The organism is Mycolicibacterium sp. CBM1, assembly GCF_054073305.1.
This window is the reverse complement of sequence record NZ_JBSXPP010000004.1, coordinates 334,948-355,933: the sequence shown is the minus strand read 5'-3', so window position 1 is coordinate 355,933 and position 20,986 is coordinate 334,948. Positions and strand designations below refer to the sequence as shown.

Genomic DNA, 20,986 nt, shown 5'->3' with positions numbered 1-20,986 from the left:
ATCTTCAGTGTGCGACCGTCGGCGGTGGTGTCGAACTGGAAGTCCATCGCCCAGATCACGTTCGGGCGGATCGGTGACATCGCGCCTACGGCGACACCGATGCCGGTCAACCGCTTTTTGCGGCGCCGCTGGGGTACCCGCAGACCCTCCTCGCGCCACAGCCGGCGGATGCGCTTGTTGTTGACCTGCCAGCCCGCGCGGCGGGCCATCTTGGCAGCGCGGCGCCATCCCCACCGCGGCCGGTCGGTGGAGAACCGGCGCAGCCAGGAACGTAGTTCGGCTTCCTCGGTGGTCATCGGCGGCGGTGTCAGGCGCATCGTGGATCGGTGGATGTCCACCACGGTGCAGGCCCGGCGTTCAGACACCCCGAACCGCTCACGCAGCATGGTCGCTGCGCGGCGTTTGCGGTTCGGGGTCAGAAGTTTCCCGACCCAATCTCCTTGAGCATGTCGATGTCGAGGGCCTGGTTGGCGACCAGCTTCTTGAGACGGGCATTCTCGGCCTCGAGCTCCTTGAGCCGCTTGGCGTCGTTGGCTTTCATGCCGCCGTACTGGGCCACCCAGCGATGCCACGTCGATTCCGCGATCTCCAAATGCCGGCACACCTCGACCAGCTCCTGACCCGAGGCGAGCAGCTTGTTGCCCTCAGCGAGTTTGCGGATGATCTGATCCGGCGTGTACCGCCGACGCCTGTTCGATGCCATGTCGTTGGTGATTCTTCCTGCCCAAACACTCCGGGCAACAAAGCCCACAGCGACTGGACCACTACGACGGGCTCACCTCAACCCTATAAGCACACCGGCCCTGGCGCCCTATCTGCCCACGTGACTCCCAAATTCGCGAGCAAGATCGCCTCTGACCGCACCCCTGGCGACTCTGACATTCGTGATCAAACGACTCCCGAATCAGCGCTCAAAATTACGGCAGACCAACTCGTTTCAGCGCTTCCGGCATCGGTTCGAGCAAAATGCTAAGAATCACCGCGATAGCCAAGGGAATCAGGACGCCGCTCACCGCGCCTAGCGCGATTGCCGCGACAACAGCCAATGCGATGACACCTAGTGCTGACCAGCTGATGACGCCCGCCCGACGTATCGCTGCATCTGGGGGGCGGGACCCACCAGCTCGAGAGCTCTCCGCACCACCCGCGCTATCGCCCGCCACGTCAATCGACCCATCAGTCATTCTCATGTGCTGCAATTCTGCCCCGTGCCCTCTGACGTCACCTACGGCGAACCTCCCTGACCAGAGCATTCCTCAGACACACCCGAACCGTGTGGCGCTGACCGACCGAACCGGCAGGCGAAGCGATGCTTCCGTTCGCTCCGTAGGCTCACAGCGTGCACATCATGACCCTGGCCAGCGCCGCCGCAACAGCTGCGCTGACGGTGGGCCTGGCGGCCTATGCAGCGCTGATCTTCGCCGGCATCGCGATGGCGATCTACGACGTACGCCGGCACCGACGGGGGCGGGCGATCGCCGCCGCGGTGATGGTCGGGATGCTGACCCTGGCCGGGCTGGTTATCGCGATCATCAGCAGTGTCGCGTGAACCCCTCACACGGCGGTGGGCGTGAAAACCAAGACACCTTCTCGCAATTTCTCTCCTACGTATCGCGTGGAATACAGCAGAGCGGATCTAGCAGAATCAATGTGGCCATCGGTTCGCTTCCGCTGGACCAGCAGTGTCTTCCGCCCATTGCCACCAGTTAGCAAATTAGCGTCCGCCGATCGGACTTCTGATTCGTCCCAGACATGGCGACTCTTGTGTCGGCTTGTACGCAGGTACGTATCGCCCTTATTCTGCGGATTATGGTCAGCTTCAGCCGGATGGTCGCCATTGCGACGGCGGCCTTGATAATCGGTATGGCTTGGCAGACACTCGACACTGCCCAGACCGCGTCTGCCGCGCCAGCCGACGGCACAGCAAACCCGGCACCCCACCCGAGTGGACCACGGACAATCGGCACCAGCGTTGATCATGGGTCATTTCCCCTTGTGTCCGTGCAGGATTCGCTGAGAAGTTCGATTGAGTCTGCGCAGGATTTCCTCGCGGGACTCGAAAAGAACCCTCATCCTTCGATTGCGGACATCATCTCGGCGGCTTACGCGCGCGACCGCTTGAACGCACTCCGTGATATCCGCAATCAAATCCCAGAGCACGGTGGTTTAGGGGCCGGCGCGCGGAACGTGAGGGGCTCGTGACAGGCTAACCCTGCCGCGAAGGAGACCTTCTTGTCGGCGGCTGGCGGCTCACCCGCCGAGCGGTCACTGTTCACAAGGACACACGCCGACGCCATGGAGGAACGATGCCGGAATTGAGCCCCGTGGCCGAATTCGACTTCGTCATCGTGGGAGCCGGCAGTGCCGGCTGCCTGCTCGCCAATCGGCTCAGCGCCAACCCTGATCACCGGGTGCTGTTGATCGAGGCCGGCGGCAAAGACGACTGGTTCTGGATCAAAGTGCCGGTGGGCTACCTGTACACCATTGCCAACCCCCGCACCGACTGGTGCTTCACCACCGAAGCCGACCCGGGTCTTGCCGGCCGCAGCATCCACTACGCGCGGGGCCGCGTGATCGGTGGCTGTTCGTCGATCAATGCCATGATCCATATGCGCGGACAAGCCTCCGACTACGCCCTGTGGGCCCAGGCCACCGGTGACGAGCGATGGCTCTGGGGCGGCTCCGAGGGTCCCGGCGAGACGCTGGCGATCTACAAGGAGTTGGAAGACTACTTCGGCGGGGCCGACGAGTGGCACGGCGCCGGTGGTGAAATTTCGGTCGAGCGGCCGCGGGTGCGCTGGAAGATCCTCGACGCCTGGCAGGCTGCCGCCGCCGAAGTGGGCATTGCCCCGATCGACGAGTTCAACCGAGGCGACAACGCCGGCAGTGCGTACTTTCATGTCAACCAGCGGCGTGGGCGCCGCTGGTCGATGGCCGACGCCTTCCTTCATCCCGTCGCTCATCGCCCAAATCTCACCATCTACACCAACTCCCAGGCCCTTCAACTGCTCATGGCCGACCACGTCCACGAGCATGAGCGTCGCGGTGCCTGGACCACCGCTGCGCATCGTGCCACCGGTGTACGGCTGCTCAAAGACGGACAGATCATCGACGTCCAGGCACGCCGGGAGGTGATCCTGAGCGCCGGGGCAATTGGGTCGCCACAGCTCATGCAGGCCTCGGGTCTCGGACCGGCCGGGCTGCTCACCCAGCATCAGGTGCCGGTCGCCGTCGATCTGCCGGGCGTGGGCGAAAACCTCCAGGACCACCTGCAGCTGCGAACGATCTACCGGGTGCGAGGCGCCCGGACCGTCAACACGCTGTACCGCAACTGGATCACCCGCGCCGGCATGGGACTTCAGTATCTGCTGCTGCGTTCAGGGCCCATGACGATGCCGCCGTCCACGCTGGGCGCTTTCGCCAAGAGCGAACCCGCGCTGGCCAGCCCCGATTTGGAGTGGCATGTGCAGCCCTTGTCGTTGGCCAAATTCGGCGAACCGCTGCACCGCTTTTCAGCGATCACACCCTCGGTATGCAATCTGCGCCCCAGCTCGCGTGGCCACGTACGGCTGGCCAGTTCCGACCCGCTGAGCTACCCGAAGATCTCCTGCAATTACCTGTCCACCGACGCCGACCGCCAAGCTGCCGTGCGGGGACTCCGGATGACCCGGCAGATCATGGCGGCGCCGGCCCTGGCCCGATACTGTCCAGAAGAATTGCTTCCCGGCACGAAATTGGTAAGCGACGACGACCTGCAGCAGGCAGCCAGCGAACTCGGGACCACCATCTTCCATCCGGTGGGCACGTGCGCGATGGGAGCCTTCGACACACGTGGTCTGCCACGGTCGGCCGCCACCGTGCTCGACAGCGACTGCCGCGTCTACCGCGTCGCCGGCCTTCGAGTCGTTGATGCTTCGGCGATGCCCACCATCACCTCCGGCAACACCAATGCGCCGGTCATGCTGATCGCAGAGCGCGCAGCGCGGGCGATCCTGAAATGAGTCGGTCCCCCGGTTCGGAATAAACTCCGCGGACGCCGGGCTTGGCTCAAGAGTCGCCCCTTTCCCGACTCAGGAGTATCGATGACTCGTCCCGTCCGCGTCGCCGTGCAGATCCAGCCCGGCGGTACACCCGACTACCGCGCGTGGCGTGACGCCGTCGTGGCCGCCGACGACCTCGGTGTCGACGTGATCTTCGGCTACGACCACTTCCACCGCCCGGTGATGGAGGCCATTGTCGACGGCAAGCCCGTCCTGTCCGACGAGCAGCCCGATGTCGCCAATTTCGAGGGCTGGACCGCGCTGGCTTCGTGGGGCGAGATCACCTCACACGCCGAGATCGGGCTCCTCGTCACCGGAGTCGGCTACCGCAACGCGGACCTGCTCGCCGACATGGCGCGCACCGTCGACCACATCAGCGGTGGCCGGCTCATCCTCGGCCTAGGCGCCGGGTGGTACGAAAAGGACTACACCACTTACGGTTACGACTTTGGTACCTTCGGCTCCCGATTCGATCTTTTCGATGAGAGCCTGATCCGCATCGAGAACCGGCTCGCTGCGCTCATCCCACCGCCCGTGCGCAAGCTGCCGATTCTCATCGGCGGCACCGGGCCCAAGCGCTCGTTGCCCGCCGTTGCCCGACACGCCGACATCTGGCACGCGTTCGCCGACCTCGACGCGTTCCGAAGGTCCAGTGAGCGAGTCGATGAGCTGGCAGCCACGTTCGGCCGCAACGGGGCCGACATCGAACGATCGACGCTCTGGGAGAACCCCGGCAGCGCCGACGCTTTCCGCGAGGCTGGCGTCACGCTGTTCCAAATCGAGCTCACCTCGGATGACGGCTACGACCTCACCTCGCTCAAGCGAGTACTCACCTGGCGTGATAATGGATGACGGGACACGGCAGCGGATTCTCCGGCGCGACGGCCACGAATCAGGACGGCGCTCCCTGCGCTGACGCGTCGTGATGACCGACGCTGCCACCCGGGCGCGCCAGGCCTCCCTGTCCAGGCGTCGTTCACCGCCCATGGCATCACCGCGGCCGCGCGGGCCGCTCCGACCACCACGTGCGCCCGCCCTGAACAGGTCCGCCGTACGCTGTAAAGCGCAGGAGGGCACTGGCGAGCGATGCCGGCCGAGGTTGCGCGTGTGCCTGCCGGAAGGAATGTGATGTCGGAGATCGCCCCACGCGACGACACGTACCGGCTGCGGCAGCTCATCGATCGCCTGCCCGCGATGGTGGCTTACTGGGACGGCGATCTCCGTAACGTGGTGGCCAATCACGCCCACTGTCACTTCTTCGGCAAAACCCCTGACGAGATCCGTGGCCTACATATCGCAGAGTTGCTCGTCGGGGAGCTCGGCGAAGCGAGCTTGCCCTACGTCGACGCGGCGATGCAGGGTCAGGATCAGGTCTTTGAGAAGACCCTCACCGACCACAACGGCATCACCAGGCATGTCCAGGCCGCCTACCTCCCCGACATCGTCGACGGTCGTGTGCGCGGTCTTTACGTGCAGGTGAACGACGTGACGGCACGGGTCGAGGCCGAGAAGTCCCGCGATGACGCCCAGCGGCTGCTTCAAGTCAGTATCGACAGCGCACCATTCGGCCAGGCGGTGTTCACGACGGATGGACAGGCGCTGTACGTGAACCCGGCGCTGCGCCGGCTATTGGGCCAGTCGCCGCACGCCACGACACCCCTGCGGTACGCCGATGGCATGCACCCAGACGATCGCGTTGTGGCCGAACGTGATTGGCAGAATCTGATTTCCGGCGCGGTCCCGCAGACCGCCACAGAATTGCGGTATGTCACGAGTGACGGTCTGACGATCTGGGTACACCGCGTCGCGGTACTGGTGCCCAGGGGCCACGATGGCGCCGACGTCGTGATCGCGCAGCTCCACGATGTCACCTCCCGCCGATCGGCCGAGGCCGCACTTGCACGCCTCGCGGTGACGGATCCACTGACCGGGTTGTACAACCGGCACGAGCTGGTCGCCCGAATCGCCGATCGTCGCGCTCTCGAGCCGGGCGCCCAGGTTGGGGCCGTGTTCATCGATCTCGACGGATTCAAACAGGTCAATGATCTCCACGGGCATGCCGTGGGTGACGCCGTCCTGGCAGCGGTGGCACGCCGCCTTGCCGATGCGGTCGCGCCGCCGAATACGGCTTACCGGTTGGGTGGCGACGAATTCGTTGTTCTGGTCGTCGACGACGTCACCCGACCGTCCGTCTCACAACTGGCCAGCGAGCTGGGCACGGTGCTTAGCGGCGCCTATCCCGTCGACGGCGGCCAGGTCACGCTGACAGCGTCGGTGGGCTGGGCCTGCAGCGCCACGGCCGATGCCGCCGAGCTCATCCGAGAATCCGATTGCGACATGTACCGCCATAAGGCACGGATCAGGAACCGATCCGTACCGCAACAGCGGCCCCGCCCCCAGTAGCCGTCACCGTGCACTCGACGGCACGTAGGCCTGCCACAAAGCCGGCTTGCTGGTTGCCGCGCGAGTGGCTTTCGCTGGGCGCGTTGCCCGCGTGCGGTGTCGGCAGAGATTGACGGGGTCGTCACAGTTCAAAAAACTTCACCAACTGCCAGACACAACTGGGGGGTCCAAGTACCTATAGACGAATGGGTGCAGGGGTGCACGTGGGCCGGGTCGGTGGCTTGGCGGTCGCGTTGGGAATCGGGATTGCGATCGTCTCCGGAAGTGGCGAGGCAACGGCAGCACCGTCCACCCCGACGAATTCGTCATCGACTACGCCACATCACGCAGGCACAGGGCGTGCCGCGCGGGCCGCGACCCATTCCACCGCGACAAACAAGCTCACCCAACCGGTACGCCGGCCGGCGACCGCGCGGCTGGCCACCCCGATCCGCGTCGGCGCGACCGGAGCACTGACCCGGGCACGCAGCACCGTTACCGACGACCCCGCCAGGCCGGTGGATCTCCCGGCGACCCTGGCGCTGGCAGCCGCAACCCGCCGGGACGGACTTGCCGGCTCAGCCCGCGACCTGGCAGCCACCGCCAACCAGGTGGTCACTGCCGAACCCGCCGTGACCAACGCAGCACCGGCGGCCACCACCACCGCACCGCCGACCGTGGTCGCCATCCCCCAGACGCCGCCGCTGGCCTTCCTGCAACACGTCCCCGTCCTCGGACCGGTCCTCTTCACCCCGATCGTGGCGGTCATCCACCAGATCCCGGTCTTCGGCGACGTCCTGCATCCGCTGTTCGGCTACCCGATGCAACCGGGGGCATCGCCGACGGCCGTGCAGGCCCGCGACGTCAAGGTCGTCTCGTTCGACGGCACCCAGATCTACGTCCATTTCATGCCTGCCACCGGACTGCAGGCCGGCCAGCAGGCGCCGACCATTCTGGACGGCCCGGGTCTGGGCATGCCCGGCCAGACGAGCATCTACGGCAGCGTCGCCGACGGTCTGCTCACCGATGCCCTGGGCATACCGAGCATTCTGACTCTCCGCAACAACGGCTACAACGTCGTCACCTGGGACCCCCGCGGCGAATACAGTTCGGGCGGCCAGTTGCAGATCGACTCGCCGGATTACGAAGCGCGCGACGTGTCGGCGATTATCAATTGGCTCGCCACCCAACCGGAGGTTCAGCCCGACGGCGACCCGGCCAATCTGGACCCCCGCCTCGGGATGGTCGGCGCGTCCTACGGAGGCGGCATCCAATTGGTCACGGCGGCAACCGATCACCGCGTCGACGCGATCGTGCCCACCATCGCGTGGAACAGCCTGACCACCTCGCTGTACAAAGCCGACTCGTTCAAGAGTGGCTGGGGAACGATTCTCGCTGCCGCACTGGTCCTTACGCTCGCACGGACAAACCCGGCCATCATCCCGGCGACCATCTACGGCGATCTGACCGGGCGACTGACCGAGGCGGAGCAAGCCCTGCTGGCGCAGCGCGGTCCCGGACTGCCCGACAACCTCATCAACCAGATCACCGCTCCCACACTGTTGATCGAGGGCACCGTCGACACGTTGTTCACGCTGCAGGAGGCCGATGCCAACGCGCAGGCCCTGATCGGCAACGGTGTTCCCACCAAGGTGCTCTGGTTCTGCGGCGGTCATGGCGTGTGCACCAACGACCTGTTCGACGGCAGTGACGGCGTGCTGGTCAAGGAGCGCACCGTGCAGTGGCTCGATCGCTATGTCAAGGGTGAGACCGCAGTGTCTACAGGGCCGCAGTTCGAGTGGGTCGACCAACGCGGCCAACATCTTTCGGCCACCTCATACCACCTCACACCCAGTGACCCGGTGGTGGTGGCCAGCACCAAGACCCGGACCTTGCCGCTCGTGCCTTTCCTGGGGGCCGGCGGACTGCTCGGAGTTCTTCCCATCGGCTCAGCGCGGGCCATCGACGCAGTGAACCTCACCACGCCGGCCGTCACGACCACGACGTATGTCGTCGGCGCCCCGCAGCTCACCTTCACCTACTCGGGCACCGGTACCGGGGACCACCTGTACGCCCAGCTCGTCGACAATTCCACCGGCCAGGTGCTGGGCAACCAGGTCACCCCGATCCAGGTGACGCTGGATGGGACCGAGCGCACCGTGAGCGTTCCGTTGGAGATGGTGGCCCAGACGCTCAAGCCCGGACAGACGGTCACGCTGCAGCTGTTCGGGTCGTCAGCGGCCTACCGTGCGGTCGGCATGCTGGGCGTTCTCACCGTCTCGAGCATGCAACTGACACTGCCGACCGTCGACCCGGCGACCATCGGCACCGATTCTGTCTGACCGTTCCGGCGGCGCCGATATCCCGGCCCCCAGCGTCACGACGAGATCTCAGCATGAACTGACATCGATCACGACCGGCGCGGGACACCGGATCGACGGCAATCACCTGGTTGAATTCGCGCGGTGCACGATTGGCTTGCGACCACGGAGGCCTCCACCCGCGGGGGGCGATCAGAGGCTGTCACCCGGCGCGACGCACTGCGGTACGCCGCAGCGCTGGCAGGGCTGGGTGCGGTCTCGCTGGGCGCCGGCGCCCCGACCGCGTCGGCCGCGGCGCCCACATTGATCGACTTCGCCGCCAAACAAATCCCCGCCCAGGACATCCGCGCTGCGGGCCACGCTGGAGTGGTCAACTACGTCTCCACGTCCCGGCCCGGGTCGTCCTTTGGCGCCAAGCCCATCACCTTGCCCTACGCCCAGTCGTTGACCGCCGCAGGGCTGGTGATCGTCAGCAACTATCAGTACGGCAAGCCGGGAGGAACGGCACCGTCGGACTTCACCCGGGGATACGCCGGCGGCGTCGCCGACGCGCGCACTGCCTGGCAGCTGCACACTGCCGCGGGGGGCGGGCAGAGCGCACCCGTCTACTTCACCATCGACGAAGACATCGACCGCGATACCTGGAATCGGGTTGCGCTGCAATGGTTCCGAGGTATCAACTCGGTTCTCGGCATCCAACGCACGGGAGTGTACGGCGGCATCGATGTCTGCGAGTGGGCCGCTGCCGACGGCGTGATCGGCAGATCGAGCTCACCGGGCCGCTGGTGGGCGTGGCAGACCAAGGCCTGGTCCGGCAATCGGGTCCACCCTGGTGCTGTCCTCTACCAGCGCATCGTGAGCACCGCGTCGAATCCGGGACCGCTCGTCGGTGGCCTCGAAGTCGACGTCAACGATGCCCTGGCCTCCGACGTCGGTCAGTGGAACCTCCATCCCTGAGACTCGTGCCCGGCTGCGTCTTTCCGCGGCACTCCCGGAAGACCCGGAATAACGGCGACCGGCGACACTGTTGGGCTAGATCATGCGGGCATTCACTGATCAAGGGCGAGAGACTTTCCTACGGGACAAGCACGTGGCAGTCCTGTCCGTGGCGGCAGCCGACGGGAGGCCGCCGGCGAGTGTCCCGATCTGGTACGACGTCACCGCCGAGGGACTTATTCGGATCAACACCGGAGCGTCCTCGCGCAAGGCTCGCCTCATCGAACAGGCCGGGGTGCTCACGCTGGTCGTTCAGCGCGAAGAGCCGCCCTATCAGTACGTGGTAGTAGAAGGCGCCGTCGTGGACATCGCCAGGCCGGCGCCTCGGGATGCGCGGGAAGAGATCGCGATTCGCTACCTCGGGGAAGAAGGCGGCCGCGCCTTCGTGAAGTCGATGGGTGACACCGAGAACGTGTTGTACACCGTTCGTCCCGACCGGTGGATCACCGCGGACTTCGCCGGCGACGTCTGACGCAGGCTATCCAGATTGCCCCTCCGGCCACGGCCGAAGGCTAGCGCCAATGCCCGCGTCGGTAGTCCGTTCATGTCCGATCAGATGGCACGGGGACCGATCGGTATCGATGAACACCACCGCGCCGTCAGACGCCGGTGAACTGCCTGACGAGCAGTTCCAGGCGCTGAGAGTCGTAGTCGGCTCGCAGCCGGCCCGCGCCACTCAGGACGACCAGACCGTGTAGCGCGGCGAACAACACCTCGGTCAGGGTATCGGGGTCCTGCCTGCCGGCCACGGGGTCGACGGCCTGGCGCAGGGCGGCGAAGGCGGCAGCCAGCTCCAGCGGTGTGTCCTCGGCGGCGAAGTGCAGACCGGTCGTGCGGGTGAACATCGCGTCGTACACGGCCGGGTTGTCGCGGGCGAATTGCAGGTAGGCGTGCGCGATTCGGGCCAGCGCCGCAGCAGGGGTGCCAGTGCCGGCGTGCGCGGCCCGGATCACCTGCGCGAGCTCGCCGAAACCGTCGACGGCGATGGCATCGGTGATCTGGTCCATGCTGGCGAAGTGTTTGTACAACACCGGCTGGCTGTACTCGATCTCGGTCGAGAGCCGACGTGTGGTCACCGCGTCCCAGCCTTCGGTCTCGGCGAGTCGGCGGGCCGTCGAGATGATCAGCTGGCGGCGTGCGGCCCTCTCACGTTCGCGGCGGTCCCCGATGGCCATAACCGGACCCTAGCACCGCTACTGGAGGTAGCCACGCTATATGCCAAGCGTTCCGGTGGCCGCCAGCCGGGCATTGGCGGCAAGAACCCGCAGCAGCAGCGCCGGGTCCTTCAGCCGCTCCGGTGGGTCGACGAGCCCGCGTACCCGCATGATTCGTTCGGCCACCACGATGTCGGTGGTCGAAGCCCGCAACGCCGCACGCTGCATCCAGGCGCCCATCCGCCCGCGCAGCGTCCGCGCAACAGCGACGGACGGCGGCTGATCACTGGCCCGGTTCACCGCCCACACCGGAGCGATGACTCGACTGGTCTCGCGATAGAAGCGACCCGGTAGGTCCACTCCCGACCGGTGCAGGCAGTCGCGAAGGGCCAGCACCTGAAGCGCGGCCACCGTCATACCCTGGCCGTAGAGCGGATTGAGCGTGCACAGCGCATCGCCGAGCACCACCAGGCCCGCCGGCAGCGCGGGCATGCGGTCGTAGCGCCGCCACACCGCAGCTGTGCTTCGTGAGACCGACGTCTCCCCCACGGTGGTCGCCTGCCGCAGGCCTGCCACGATTCGCGGCGGCAGCAGCTGCTCGACATCGACGAGCATCTCGGTGAAGTCCCGGGGAGGCGGGCCTTGGCAGGTCGGCCGGCTGATCGCCAACATCGCGGTGTCGTCCTCATACGCCACCAGCAATGCTCCCGGTGCCGCACTGCCTCGATTGACGAACGCCACCCGTTCGGCGAAGTGCCCATGGGGGATGCGCAACAGCTGGCTGGAGTATCCCGTGATCGAGGCGACGCGCTCTTGCGGGACGTCACCGAATCCGCGCTGCCGCAGAAACTCTGGGGTATCGCTGGCGCGGCCGGTGGTGTCGACGAGCAGATCGCAGTCCAGTGCGGCGGTCGTCGCGTCCGCACGGTCGCGAATTCGGATACCGGTGATCCGCCGTCCTGCGAGCACGGGTTCGTCGGCGTCGTGATTGTCCAGAAACGCGACATTGCCCGACGCCGCGACGCGTCGCCGAAGATGGCATTCGAGGAACGGCCTGCTCGCTTGATATACCGCCATAGCGGCGGCCGGATCACCCAGGCGGCCAGGTGGGTTGAGTTCGGAGTTGCCGACCCGGAGGTAAACCCGCGACAGGTCGTCCACATCGTTGACGACGGCGCCCGCGGCGGCGACCTGGTGACGAAATCCGGGGAACAGTTCCTCCAGGGCCTGTGGGCCACGGCTGAGGAAATGATGCAGGTGACGTCCCTGGGGTACTCCCCTGCGTCGTGTGGTGGAATCGCGCAGTATGTCGCGTTCCACCACCGTGACCGCTCTGTAGCTCGCCGACAGCATCCCCGCAGTCAGCAGCCCCGCCATGCCGGCACCCAAAACTACGGCGTGCGAGCGTGATTCGCTCATTCGGCCTCCCTTGCTGGTTGACAATGCGCCGTCGTACGGCTCGTGTGAGGAGGCACGCTACCCGAGATTTAAGAAAAATAAGGGAAAATTATGGTAACTCTAAGAGGGGCGTTCGGTGGATGATTCAGCGATAGCTGTCGTCCAGGAACCGGCTGCGGACCTCAGCCGGGGGCACCGGGCAGGTGTCGTGGCGTCCGCCGATGCGATACCGCAGCTTGGCGAAGCGGTCGTAGATCCGATCCCGTACTCCCGGCGGAATCGCATAAGCGGCCAGCCCGAGCCGCCACCACCCGCCCAGGTAGTCAGCAATGCGCAGCAGCGCCGCCGACCGGATGTCCGCGGTCTCGTCGGCCTTTCCCACGTTGCGCAGAAACACCGCGGAGTCGACGCCCGGCAACGGCCCTGAGCCCACGGCCAGAGGCAACGACATGCGGGCAAAGCACGCCGCGGCTAGCGTTGAGGCGAAGCCGTGTCGACAGGAGCCGCCAATGAGCACGCAAACGCGGGCGACCTACCGCACGATGGCGGAGGGCACCGCGCGGGACTACGCGCTGATCGTTCGTGCGGAGGAGGCCAACAACGCCGGACTCGTCGACCGCGTCCTGGCTCTGGTCGAAGCGCTAGCCGATGGTGAGCAGGCCTACCCGATCAGCCGGTTGGACCACTCGTTGCAGTCGGCGACCCGCGCCTGTGTCGATGGCCGCCCCGTCGAGTACGTCGTCGCGGCGCTTCTGCACGACATCGGCGACACCTATGCGCCACACGCCCATGGCGCGTTTGCCGCTGCCGTGATCGCCCCCTATGTCTCAGAGCGGGTTGCCTGGATTGTCAAGGTGCATCCCGAATTCCAGCAGTACTACTACGCGCCGCACATGGGCGGGGTCCGGGATGCCCGGGACAAGTACCGCGGCCATGCCTGGTTCGACGACTGCGTCGAGTTCTGCGAGAAATACGACCAGAACTGCTTCGATGCGGAGTTCCAGCATCGCCCGCTCGAGTTCTTCCGACCCATGGTCGAAGAGGTCTTCGCCCGCGAACCGTGGACCGCGGGACACGGCTGAGCGCTCACGAGAAGACTGCGGCGGCAAAGCGTTCGCCGATGTGCCGGTGCGCGTCCGGACCTGGGTGCAGATTGTCCGGTAGCGGCATCGCCACAGAGTCCTGCGGGCCGTACAGCGCCAACCCGTCCAGGTGGTGGGATCGCCGGTGGCTACGAAGGCCATTGCGCCGCTGCTGAAGTCGGGCGCACCAGGACCCGGCGTGTCTTCGTGGATTGGGCAGTGCAACGCCGAGGGGCCCAGCTCGGCAGTCGGTGCGGCAATACGCCATGTGCGGTCGCCTCCAGCTCGCAGGCTCCGCGCAGCAGTTCAGGTGCCGTCGCCGTCGGGGAACTCAGTTGGCGGGGCCGGCCTGTGCGGCCGCCTCGACCACGGGCGCCGCCGCGGGCGAACCGCCTAGCTTGGCCACCACGAAGTCGGCCGCCTGGTCCGCCATACCGTTGCTCTTGTAGGCGCTGTGCGCCGACCGGTCCAAACCGCCGGGGAAGCACACCGGGTCGCCTGGGGCACACATCTGGATGGTCTTGCCGGCGTAGAGATCACCGATGCTGATCGGCGGCGCGCTGCGATCGGCCAGTCCGAGGAACCAGTCGTCTGGGGTGCCGAACAAAGCGACCGCGGCGACATGGGAGGCGACCGACGCGGGCATGGGGCCCGAGATGCTCGACGGCAGCGTGTATCCGGCAGGGACGGTGCTCGACGTCGTGTAAGCGGCGACTGCCGCGCCTTGTGAGTAACCACCCAGGACGATCTTGGTGGACGGGCACTGGGCGCTGATCGCCTCGATCTTGTTGGCGGCGTCGGCGACACCGTCGACGGCCTGCCCGAAGTTCAGCGAGGCGGGATAGTTCACGCCGTACGCCTGCACCGTCTGTCCGGGCAACCGCGCGGACAGTGCGTCGACGAAAGCCTGGCCGGTGGCGCCGACACCCGGTCCTTCGAAAGTCCCGCGGGCGAAGACGACCTCGACCGCGGCGCAGGAGTCGTCGGCCGCGTTGGCGGTGGCGACGGGCCCCGCGACGACAGCAAGCGTGGCCAGCGCGGTGAAGATCGCCGCCTGGGCGGCCTTGGCTGTGCGGGCCCGTAGTGATGCGTTCATGAGATGTCCCCGTCTTTCTGTTTGCCTGCCATCGCTTCGGTGCGGAAGTGGCAACTGCCTGCTATAAGTCCCTGGCCGCAGCTGCGATTCCGCCGGTGTCAAGTGATCTCTCTCACCCGGGCGAAAAGGCCTTGCCGGGATGGTTGGCGGTGGTCGAAGTGTTTGCTAGACGCCTCGGTCACCGGCGAGATGAGTCCGGTGAACCCTGGCGATTGCCGGCGGCGCGGCAGCGGACCCGCTTAGGATCGCGGATTCGAGTGAAGTCGGATGAGTTCGGGTGAACCGAGTAACGAGGTGCGGGTGAGACATCGGGGCCATTCCATCCTGGCGCTGCTGATCGCGTGGTTGGCCTCGGCGGCCCTTATCGCCGGTGCCCCGGGGCTCAGTCATGCCGACCCAGGTGCAGGGGTCTATCCGTTTTCGTGCAGCTGGGAGTCGCTGACCTCGGACTTTGCCGTCCGCGACCAGCTGCCGCAATCCCCCGTCCCGGTCGACCAGTGGTACACCACCACCGCCGGCGGGCGGTATTCCAACGGTGGCTGGGGGCCGGCCGCGTCGGTGCTACCGCCTCCGGTCATCCCCCAGGACTCCGGCTGCGACGTCACTACATGGCAACGCGAGCGCGTCCTGGCGGTGGCCATGCGTTACATCGACGCCCCGGACAACCCGCTGGGCCTGCAATACCGCCACCATCACATTCCAGGATGGGACCCGCCTACCTCAACGTATTCCGGTGGAGCCGAGGAGAATCCGGATACCGATGCCGCTCCCGGGCCGAGTGCGTGGGATTCCGGCCGCGGCCTGGACTGTTCCAATTTCACGGCGTGGGTGTACAACTACGCGCTGGGCATCAAGTTCGGTGGCGACGTGCACAAGCAGTACGCCGGCACGGCAGGACCGATGGGCGCCCGAATCCCGGCGCTGGGCCCGTTCCAACCCGGCGATCTGATCTTCCTGCACCCCAACCGAAACGCGAACGATGCGTCGCACGTGGTGATCTACATCGACGATCAGCACATCATCGACAGCCGCGGCAACGCCCAGAACGTTCCCGGGGTGCAGATCCGCAACCGGATCGGCTGGTACCGGGAAGCCGTTCTGGGCGCTTGGCAGCCTATCGGCTGACGGGTCTCAGGACTGCAGCTGCCCGAGTGTCACCTGCACGGTGTGCGAGCCGCCCGACGGGTCCTCGTAGGTCAGGCTGACGTTGTCGCCTGGCGCCTTGGAATGGATCGCCGCGACAAGGGATTCCGGCCCGTCGATGACGTGATCGTCGACCTTGGTGATCACCGCACCTTTGGGCACGCCCGCAGCGGCCGCGGGGCTTCCGTCGGCGACCCCTGCGACCACGGCGCCCTGGGCGCGGTCATTGGAGCTGAGTGCAACGCCGAGCGAGGCATGCTGCACGGTTCCCGTCGAAATCAGTTCATCGGCAATGCGTTTCGCTTGATCGACCGGGATGGCAAAGCCAAGGCCGATTGACCCGGCCTGGGCGCCCGGGGAATCCTGGCCACCGCCGAGGGACGCGATCGCCGAATTCACACCGATCAGGTCACCGTTCATGTCGACCAACGCACCCCCCGAGTTGCCGGGGTTGATGGCGGCATCGGTCTGGATGGCACTCATCACCGAGTGTTGGCCGGTTTGGTCGTCGCCGGTGGCGACAGGGCGATCTAGTGCGCTGATGATGCCGGTCGTCACGGTGCCCTGCAGCCCCAGCGGTGAGCCGACCGCGACGACGTTCTGGCCCACCTTCAGATCCTTGGACGAACCGATGGTGATCGGGGTCAGCCCCGACACGTTCTGGGCGCGGACCACTGCAATGTCGTCGGCTGGGTCTGTCCCGACCACCGTGAACGGCACCGTGCGGCCGTCGGAGAACGTCACCGTCGCCTCCGCGGCACCGCCGAAGCCGGCGGTCCCACCGGCTGCCATCGGGCCGCCGTCGGCGCCCGTGTGCGCGGCTGCAGCCACGACGTGATTGTTGGTCAGGATCAGTCCATCGGAGCTCAACACGATCCCGGAGCCCTCCTCGCGCTGCTGGCCGCTGCTGATCTGCAGCTTCACCACGCTCGGAAGGACCTTGGCTGACACCTGCTCGACAGAGCCGCCCGGCATGGCGGCGACGGACTGGCCTGGCGCGGGCGCCGTCTTAAGAGCCGGCAGACCGGCCGCGACCAGCGAATTGGGCGTCGGTCGCCCAGGATGATCGACCACCGCGACCGCCCCGGCAGCCCCGGCCACCATGGCGATGGCGGCCGTGCCACAGACCAGAACGCCGACTCGGGTGTTCTTCCGTCGTCGCGGTTTTTGCTGCACCTGCGGGCCGGTGAACCGTCGGTTGGCCTGCGGATCCAGGCCATAGGGAGGCAGCCGCAATTGAGTCGTGTCTGCGTCACTGTAACGAGACTGATACCCGGACTGGGACCACTGAGGCGAGTTTGGATAATCCACAGGATGATTCGGCTGCCACTGGTGATGGCCGCCCTGCGGAGGATTTCCTGACCGGTAGTTCATCGCGCTGGATATCTCTTTCTCGTAACACGAACATGCGCGCCTCATGGCGCCTGTCTGCAGAGTGCCCGGCGCGACTGAAGCTTTGCTGAGAAGGAGTTCGGTGCCGGCCAAGACTTTCGCGGCGTCGCAACGCGCGGTGGGCTGGCACCGGATTCGGCCGACCCGGCTGTAGCGTGACGACCGTGACTCTTTCTCGTGTGTCTTCTGTCGCCGCCGTCGGTGCGTGCGCTGCGACCTTCGCGCTGGCGCTGGGAGCGTGCAGCTCGTCCACCGAAAAGCCGGCGGCCAGCACGCCGTCCACCGCGGAAGTGGTGGCCTCCTCGGTGACCGAAGCGGCCGGGCCCGACAGCGCCTGCCCGACCACCCCACCCGCGAACGGGGCCACCCCGCAGTGGACGCTCTCCGGCGCCACGGGCAACGTCGCCGTCACGGGATCCACCGACACCGCAGCCCCTGCGGTCAAGGTGACCGCTCCGTTCAGCGTCAAAGAGACCCAGGTGCACACCCTGCAGGCCGGGGACGGACCCGTCGTCGCTCCCACCGCCACCGTCTCCGTCTGCTACATGGGTGTCAACGGCCGTGACGGCTCGGTGTTCGACAGCGCCTATCAGCGTGGCGAGCCGGCCGAGTTCTCCCTCGACGGGGTCGTGCCGGGCTTCCAGAAGGCCATCGCCGGACAGAAGGTCGGCTCCACGGTCGCGGTCGCCATGGTCCCAGCCGACGGCTATCCACAGGGGCAGCCCGCCGCCGGAATTCTGCCTGGCGACACGCTGGTCTTCGCGATCAAGATCCTCAGCGCGTCCAGCTGATCGGGCGGCTCAACAGCGTAGCTCCGCCGGCGGCGCGACACCGTCGACGATGAAAGCCACCAGCGGTGTATCCACGCACGCCACGCCGCTGAACGCGACTGTGTGTTGGGCGCCCTGATAGGTGATCAGCGGTGCGCCGAGCTGAGCGGCCACGCCGACGCCTACCTGGTACGGGGTCGCCGGATCCCCTGTCGTCGACACCACGACGACCTTGCCCTGCCCCGGCGACGTCACCGGGTGCGCCGGCGTTTCCGCTCTGGCGGGCCAGAACGCGCACAGGGGCCGGGGTGCGTCACCGGTGAACTGTCCGTAACTGTCGTATGGCGAGAGTTCGCGGACCTGTCGGTCGTTCTCGATCCATGTTGCTGGATCAGTGGGATAGACGGTGTCCACACAGTGCACGGCGTTTAAGACGTCCTGCAGATTGGTGTAGTGCCCGTCGGCGTCGCGGCCCTCGTAGTCATCGGCGAGCTCCAGCAGGTCATCGGCATTCCGGCCGTGGGCGAGGGCATCGAGGCCGGCGGTCAGAGAATCCCAGTCCTCGGAACTGTAGAACGCTTCGTTGGCGCCGGTGATCGCGTCTGCGTAGCTCAACCCACGTGGATCCGCGGTGGCCGCGGGCCTGGCGACCAGCGGGTCGACCAGTTGGTGGAAGCGGGTGACGGACGCCGCCGGGTCGGTGCCCAATGGGCAGTCGGCGGATTGTGCGCAATCGGCGGCATAGGCGTCGAACGCCTGCTGGAAGCCTGCGGCCTCGACCTTCTCGTCCTCGAGTGGATCCGAGTTCTGGTCGACGACCCCATCGAGCATCATGGCCCGCACCCGATCCGGGAACTGCTCGGCGTAGGCGGTGCCGAGGCGGGTGCCGTAGGAGTAGCCGAAGAAGTTGATCGTCTCCTCGCCGAGTGCCGCGCGTACCGCGTCCATGTCGCGGGCACTGTTCTCAGTGGACATGGCGGCGAGGAACGACTCCCCCATCCGGTCCAAACACTGCTGGGCGTATCGCCGGCGGTCGTCTTCGATGCGTTGCACTCCGGCCGGGCTGAAGTCGACCTCGGACTCGCGGCGATCGGCATCCATCTCCGCGTCGGTGCGGCAACGCAATTCTGGGGTCGAATGGCCGACTCCCCGAGGATCGATCGCCACCAGATCGAAGTGTCTGCCAATTTCCGTCCGGGCCAGTTTCGGGGCGAACCTCGCCATCACGTCGACCGCCGATTCACCGGGTCCGCCGGGATTGGAAATGACGATGCCCATCCTGGCACCGGTGGCCGGCACACGCATCACGGCCAAGTTCGCTTGTGCGGCTTGGGGATCCCCGGCTTGGTCCCACTGAACCGGAACCGACACCATCGTGCACTGCGCGGTCGGGATCTTCGCGGTGGCGACCCAGTCATCACAGGGATGCCATACCAGGGTGTCGGAACCGGGCCGGGTGTCGGCAGCCGCCAAGGGTGTGGTGACGATGTGTTCGGCGACGAGAATCACTGCAGCCGTTGCCGTCACGACTCGCGATGAACGCCACCCCCGCATCGCGTCACCGTATCAATGACCGCTGTATAGCGCTTGCGGTACGCGACGATTCGCTCAGAACGCGAACGAATCTCCGGCGTGGATACCTGAATCCACCGTCACACAGTGCGTTTCGGGCTGGGTGAAGGCCTTTGGAAGTCCCGAACTTGCGCCTCGCCGCGGCTAGGGCGCGCAGCTGTTCTGCAGGCTGTTGAGCAACGCGTAGATGTCGTCCTTCTTCCGATCCGCGTAGTCGATTGCGGTCCACGTCGGCGGCTGCGGCCGCGCCAGCGGCATCGTCGGCCCGTAATCGCCGTAACCGAAACTGCCACCGGACCACTGGAAGAGTGCTTCGACTGCGTCCCGCATGTCATTGCTGGCACGGTCCAAATTGACGAGCAACGGCGTCAGCCCCGGAACGACGTTGTTGCCGTTGAACTGATGACGGTTCGCATACCGTCGATCCCGGCGGTGGCGTCGTCGTCGAGGCTTTCGCATACTTGACTGAGCACTCCTCAGGGCGCCTGCCCCTCGGAGTTGGCGGTGGCCGGTGGTGCGGTGCTCGCCGCCGCGCCGGCCAGGATCACGGCCGCAGCGAACGTCAGGGTCCGCAACTGGTGCGGGCCGGGCAGTGAACCGGCACGTGGGCCATTACCGCGATAGCACGGTTACCGGGCGACGGGCCAGTCCCAGACCGACATGTCGCCCGGGGGGTAGTTCATGCACACGTCCGTGGCCTTGGCGACGACGCCCTTGTTGTTGAAGAACAGCTTGGCCCAGTTACCCCAGCGGGTCGCAACGAACTCGTAGTAGACGTTGGTGGCGGTGTTCTCGGAGTATTGCCGGCGGGCAGCCGGGTCCAGTGAGAAGAACCAGTGGATCCGGTCGAAGGCCAACTGCTGGACGTCGGCGGGACGGTTGCTGCGGTCGATCATGTAGCGCTCGAAGTACACCGGGCTGGTGTCGCGCGCTGCCGCCATGTACTGCTCGACGTCGCAGTTGGTGATGATGATCCGGTGCGGGATGGGGAAGTCGTCGGTGGCGTCGGCTGCCGCCGGTCCGGCAGAGATGATCCCGGCCGCCGCCACTGCACTCAACGCAAGGCTCACCAGCGTCGAGCGACTCATCAGTCCAGCCATCGTTTCTGCCCCATCAGTCGGTTGACCCGCCAGGTCCGCTACCGCTAATCACGGCCGGACACTGACTCTTATGCGCACTAACTATCACTAACTATATAGCGGTCAGGTACGCCGTAACCATCACATGGCCAGGTTGGATCGCCGATACACCAAGGCGATGCGTGACGGGGACGTCATCACCTCGGCGGCCATCGGTCAACCGCCGTTGGTGACCGGGTTCGACGACAGCGTGATGAACGCACCGTTGATCCACACACCCCAGCGGCCACCCCAGCCCGAGGTCCACACCACCGGCTGACCGTCCCACACCTCAGCCGGCTTCGCCGGTGCCCATGCAGGCGCAACCTCCCCCACAGCAGGCGGCGGTGGAGGCGGATCAGCGCTGGCAGGAGCCGTGCCGAGGCCCAAGGAGCCGGCAGCGAGAGCGCCGGCGATGGCAGCGGTGGGGAACAGTGACTTGAACCAAGACATGAGCGGGACTCCCACGTTGAAGATGCTTCGTGATACTTAGCATATATAACCAGCAGCGCGGCCGCGAAT

At 66.2% G+C, this 20,986-nt stretch carries 20 protein-coding genes and 1 pseudogene; 11 read left to right on the top strand and 10 right to left on the bottom strand.

Going from position 1 to position 20,986, the window contains the following annotated elements; genetic code table 11:
• A pseudogene (locus tag ACXDF8_RS07985) lies at positions 1-703 on the bottom strand (transposase); the annotation flags it as partial.
• 636 nt (positions 704-1,339) lie between these two features.
• Here ACXDF8_RS07985 and ACXDF8_RS07980 point away from each other — a divergent pair.
• The 8 genes from ACXDF8_RS07980 to ACXDF8_RS07945 all read left to right on the top strand — a co-directional run bounded on the left by ACXDF8_RS07980 (position 1,340) and on the right by ACXDF8_RS07945 (position 10,211).
• Complete coding sequence (locus ACXDF8_RS07980; protein ID WP_457222699.1) at positions 1,340-1,549, top strand: hypothetical protein; 210 nt, start codon at positions 1,340-1,342, stop codon at positions 1,547-1,549.
• Positions 1,550-1,809: 260 nt separating this feature from the next.
• Positions 1,810-2,202: a hypothetical protein gene (locus tag ACXDF8_RS07975; RefSeq protein WP_457222698.1), complete on the top strand. Its 393-nt coding sequence runs from the start codon at positions 1,810-1,812 to the stop codon at positions 2,200-2,202.
• A gap of 104 nt (positions 2,203-2,306) precedes the next feature.
• Positions 2,307-4,001: a GMC family oxidoreductase gene (locus ACXDF8_RS07970; RefSeq protein WP_457222697.1), complete on the top strand. Its 1,695-nt coding sequence runs from the start codon at positions 2,307-2,309 to the stop codon at positions 3,999-4,001.
• Between the two features lie 81 nt (positions 4,002-4,082).
• Positions 4,083-4,892, top strand: a complete 810-nt coding sequence (locus ACXDF8_RS07965) for an LLM class F420-dependent oxidoreductase (RefSeq protein WP_457222696.1) — start codon at positions 4,083-4,085, stop codon at positions 4,890-4,892.
• Positions 4,893-5,168: 276 nt separating this feature from the next.
• Positions 5,169-6,443, top strand: coding sequence for a diguanylate cyclase (locus tag ACXDF8_RS07960; protein WP_457222695.1), 1,275 nt, complete (start codon positions 5,169-5,171; stop codon positions 6,441-6,443).
• 185 nt (positions 6,444-6,628) lie between these two features.
• Entirely contained in the window at positions 6,629-8,764 is a 2,136-nt protein-coding gene (locus ACXDF8_RS07955) for an alpha/beta hydrolase family protein (RefSeq protein WP_457222694.1), read from the top strand.
• Positions 8,765-8,887: 123 nt separating this feature from the next.
• Positions 8,888-9,700, top strand: a complete 813-nt coding sequence (locus ACXDF8_RS07950) for a DUF1906 domain-containing protein (protein WP_457222693.1) — start codon at positions 8,888-8,890, stop codon at positions 9,698-9,700.
• An 82-nt stretch (positions 9,701-9,782) separates the two neighbouring features.
• Positions 9,783-10,211, top strand: a complete 429-nt coding sequence (locus ACXDF8_RS07945; protein WP_457222692.1) for a pyridoxamine 5'-phosphate oxidase family protein — start codon at positions 9,783-9,785, stop codon at positions 10,209-10,211.
• A 127-nt stretch (positions 10,212-10,338) separates the two neighbouring features.
• On the opposite strand, the gene ACXDF8_RS07940 is transcribed toward ACXDF8_RS07945, so the two are convergent.
• The 3 genes from ACXDF8_RS07940 to ACXDF8_RS07930 all read right to left on the bottom strand — a co-directional run bounded on the left by ACXDF8_RS07940 (position 10,339) and on the right by ACXDF8_RS07930 (position 12,742).
• The gene (locus tag ACXDF8_RS07940) at positions 10,339-10,914 is read right to left on the bottom strand and encodes a TetR/AcrR family transcriptional regulator (RefSeq protein ID WP_457222691.1); all 576 of its coding nucleotides are present in this window, start codon (positions 10,912-10,914) and stop codon (positions 10,339-10,341) included.
• A 36-nt stretch (positions 10,915-10,950) separates the two neighbouring features.
• Complete coding sequence (locus ACXDF8_RS07935; protein ID WP_457222690.1) at positions 10,951-12,312, bottom strand: FAD-dependent oxidoreductase; 1,362 nt, start codon at positions 12,310-12,312, stop codon at positions 10,951-10,953.
• A 124-nt stretch (positions 12,313-12,436) separates the two neighbouring features.
• The gene (locus ACXDF8_RS07930) at positions 12,437-12,742 is read right to left on the bottom strand and encodes a thiol-disulfide oxidoreductase DCC family protein (RefSeq protein ID WP_457222689.1); all 306 of its coding nucleotides are present in this window, start codon (positions 12,740-12,742) and stop codon (positions 12,437-12,439) included.
• Between the two features lie 58 nt (positions 12,743-12,800).
• Here ACXDF8_RS07930 and ACXDF8_RS07925 point away from each other — a divergent pair, with 58 nt between their 5' ends.
• Positions 12,801-13,373 (top strand): HD domain-containing protein, encoded by a 573-nt coding sequence (locus tag ACXDF8_RS07925; RefSeq protein ID WP_457222688.1) that lies wholly within the window; start codon positions 12,801-12,803, stop codon positions 13,371-13,373.
• A 331-nt stretch (positions 13,374-13,704) separates the two neighbouring features.
• On the opposite strand, the gene ACXDF8_RS07920 is transcribed toward ACXDF8_RS07925, so the two are convergent.
• Positions 13,705-14,469, bottom strand: coding sequence for a cutinase family protein (locus ACXDF8_RS07920; RefSeq protein ID WP_457222687.1), 765 nt, complete (start codon positions 14,467-14,469; stop codon positions 13,705-13,707).
• 300 nt (positions 14,470-14,769) lie between these two features.
• On the opposite strand from ACXDF8_RS07920, the gene ACXDF8_RS07915 reads away from it, so the two are divergent.
• Entirely contained in the window at positions 14,770-15,594 is an 825-nt protein-coding gene (locus ACXDF8_RS07915; protein WP_457222686.1) for an NlpC/P60 family protein, read from the top strand.
• A gap of 6 nt (positions 15,595-15,600) precedes the next feature.
• Here the strand turns inward: ACXDF8_RS07915 and ACXDF8_RS07910 are convergent, their stop codons facing one another.
• A complete protein-coding gene (locus ACXDF8_RS07910; RefSeq protein WP_457222721.1) occupies positions 15,601-16,716 on the bottom strand; it encodes a S1C family serine protease in 1,116 nt (371 codons plus the stop codon).
• A gap of 452 nt (positions 16,717-17,168) precedes the next feature.
• Between ACXDF8_RS07910 and ACXDF8_RS07905 the strand changes: the two genes are divergently transcribed.
• Positions 17,169-17,795, top strand: coding sequence for an FKBP-type peptidyl-prolyl cis-trans isomerase (locus tag ACXDF8_RS07905; protein ID WP_457222685.1), 627 nt, complete (start codon positions 17,169-17,171; stop codon positions 17,793-17,795).
• A 9-nt stretch (positions 17,796-17,804) separates the two neighbouring features.
• Here ACXDF8_RS07905 and ACXDF8_RS07900 read toward each other — a convergent pair whose 3' ends face one another.
• The 4 genes from ACXDF8_RS07900 to ACXDF8_RS07885 form a co-directional block, all read right to left on the bottom strand.
• Positions 17,805-19,328, bottom strand: coding sequence for an alpha/beta hydrolase (locus ACXDF8_RS07900; protein WP_457222684.1), 1,524 nt, complete (start codon positions 19,326-19,328; stop codon positions 17,805-17,807).
• 162 nt (positions 19,329-19,490) lie between these two features.
• Positions 19,491-19,676, bottom strand: coding sequence for a hypothetical protein (locus tag ACXDF8_RS07895; protein ID WP_457222683.1), 186 nt, complete (start codon positions 19,674-19,676; stop codon positions 19,491-19,493).
• Positions 19,677-19,975: 299 nt separating this feature from the next.
• The gene (locus tag ACXDF8_RS07890; protein ID WP_457222682.1) at positions 19,976-20,446 is read right to left on the bottom strand and encodes a DUF5078 domain-containing protein; all 471 of its coding nucleotides are present in this window, start codon (positions 20,444-20,446) and stop codon (positions 19,976-19,978) included.
• Between the two features lie 195 nt (positions 20,447-20,641).
• Complete coding sequence (locus ACXDF8_RS07885; protein WP_457222681.1) at positions 20,642-20,917, bottom strand: hypothetical protein; 276 nt, start codon at positions 20,915-20,917, stop codon at positions 20,642-20,644.
• Positions 20,918-20,986: the final 69 nt, after the last annotated feature.

Coding starts and splice junctions, on each gene's coding strand:
- ACXDF8_RS07940 (WP_457222691.1), bottom strand. CDS start 10,914: ATGGCCATCGGGGACCGCCGCGAACGTGAGAGGGCCGCACGCCGCCAG.
- ACXDF8_RS07960 (WP_457222695.1), top strand. CDS start 5,169: ATGTCGGAGATCGCCCCACGCGACGACACGTACCGGCTGCGGCAGCTC.
- ACXDF8_RS07935 (WP_457222690.1), bottom strand. CDS start 12,312: ATGAGCGAATCACGCTCGCACGCCGTAGTTTTGGGTGCCGGCATGGCG.
- ACXDF8_RS07970 (WP_457222697.1), top strand. CDS start 2,307: ATGCCGGAATTGAGCCCCGTGGCCGAATTCGACTTCGTCATCGTGGGA.
- ACXDF8_RS07930 (WP_457222689.1), bottom strand. CDS start 12,742: ATGTCGTTGCCTCTGGCCGTGGGCTCAGGGCCGTTGCCGGGCGTCGAC.
- ACXDF8_RS07890 (WP_457222682.1), bottom strand. CDS start 20,446: ATGGCTGGACTGATGAGTCGCTCGACGCTGGTGAGCCTTGCGTTGAGT.
- ACXDF8_RS07895 (WP_457222683.1), bottom strand. CDS start 19,676: ATGCGGGACGCAGTCGAAGCACTCTTCCAGTGGTCCGGTGGCAGTTTC.
- ACXDF8_RS07910 (WP_457222721.1), bottom strand. CDS start 16,716: ATGGTGGCCGGGGCTGCCGGGGCGGTCGCGGTGGTCGATCATCCTGGG.
- ACXDF8_RS07925 (WP_457222688.1), top strand. CDS start 12,801: ATGAGCACGCAAACGCGGGCGACCTACCGCACGATGGCGGAGGGCACC.
- ACXDF8_RS07965 (WP_457222696.1), top strand. CDS start 4,083: ATGACTCGTCCCGTCCGCGTCGCCGTGCAGATCCAGCCCGGCGGTACA.
- ACXDF8_RS07900 (WP_457222684.1), bottom strand. CDS start 19,328: ATGCGGGGGTGGCGTTCATCGCGAGTCGTGACGGCAACGGCTGCAGTG.
- ACXDF8_RS07920 (WP_457222687.1), bottom strand. CDS start 14,469: ATGAACGCATCACTACGGGCCCGCACAGCCAAGGCCGCCCAGGCGGCG.
- ACXDF8_RS07955 (WP_457222694.1), top strand. CDS start 6,629: ATGGGTGCAGGGGTGCACGTGGGCCGGGTCGGTGGCTTGGCGGTCGCG.
- ACXDF8_RS07945 (WP_457222692.1), top strand. CDS start 9,783: ATGCGGGCATTCACTGATCAAGGGCGAGAGACTTTCCTACGGGACAAG.
- ACXDF8_RS07885 (WP_457222681.1), bottom strand. CDS start 20,917: ATGTCTTGGTTCAAGTCACTGTTCCCCACCGCTGCCATCGCCGGCGCT.
- ACXDF8_RS07975 (WP_457222698.1), top strand. CDS start 1,810: ATGGTCAGCTTCAGCCGGATGGTCGCCATTGCGACGGCGGCCTTGATA.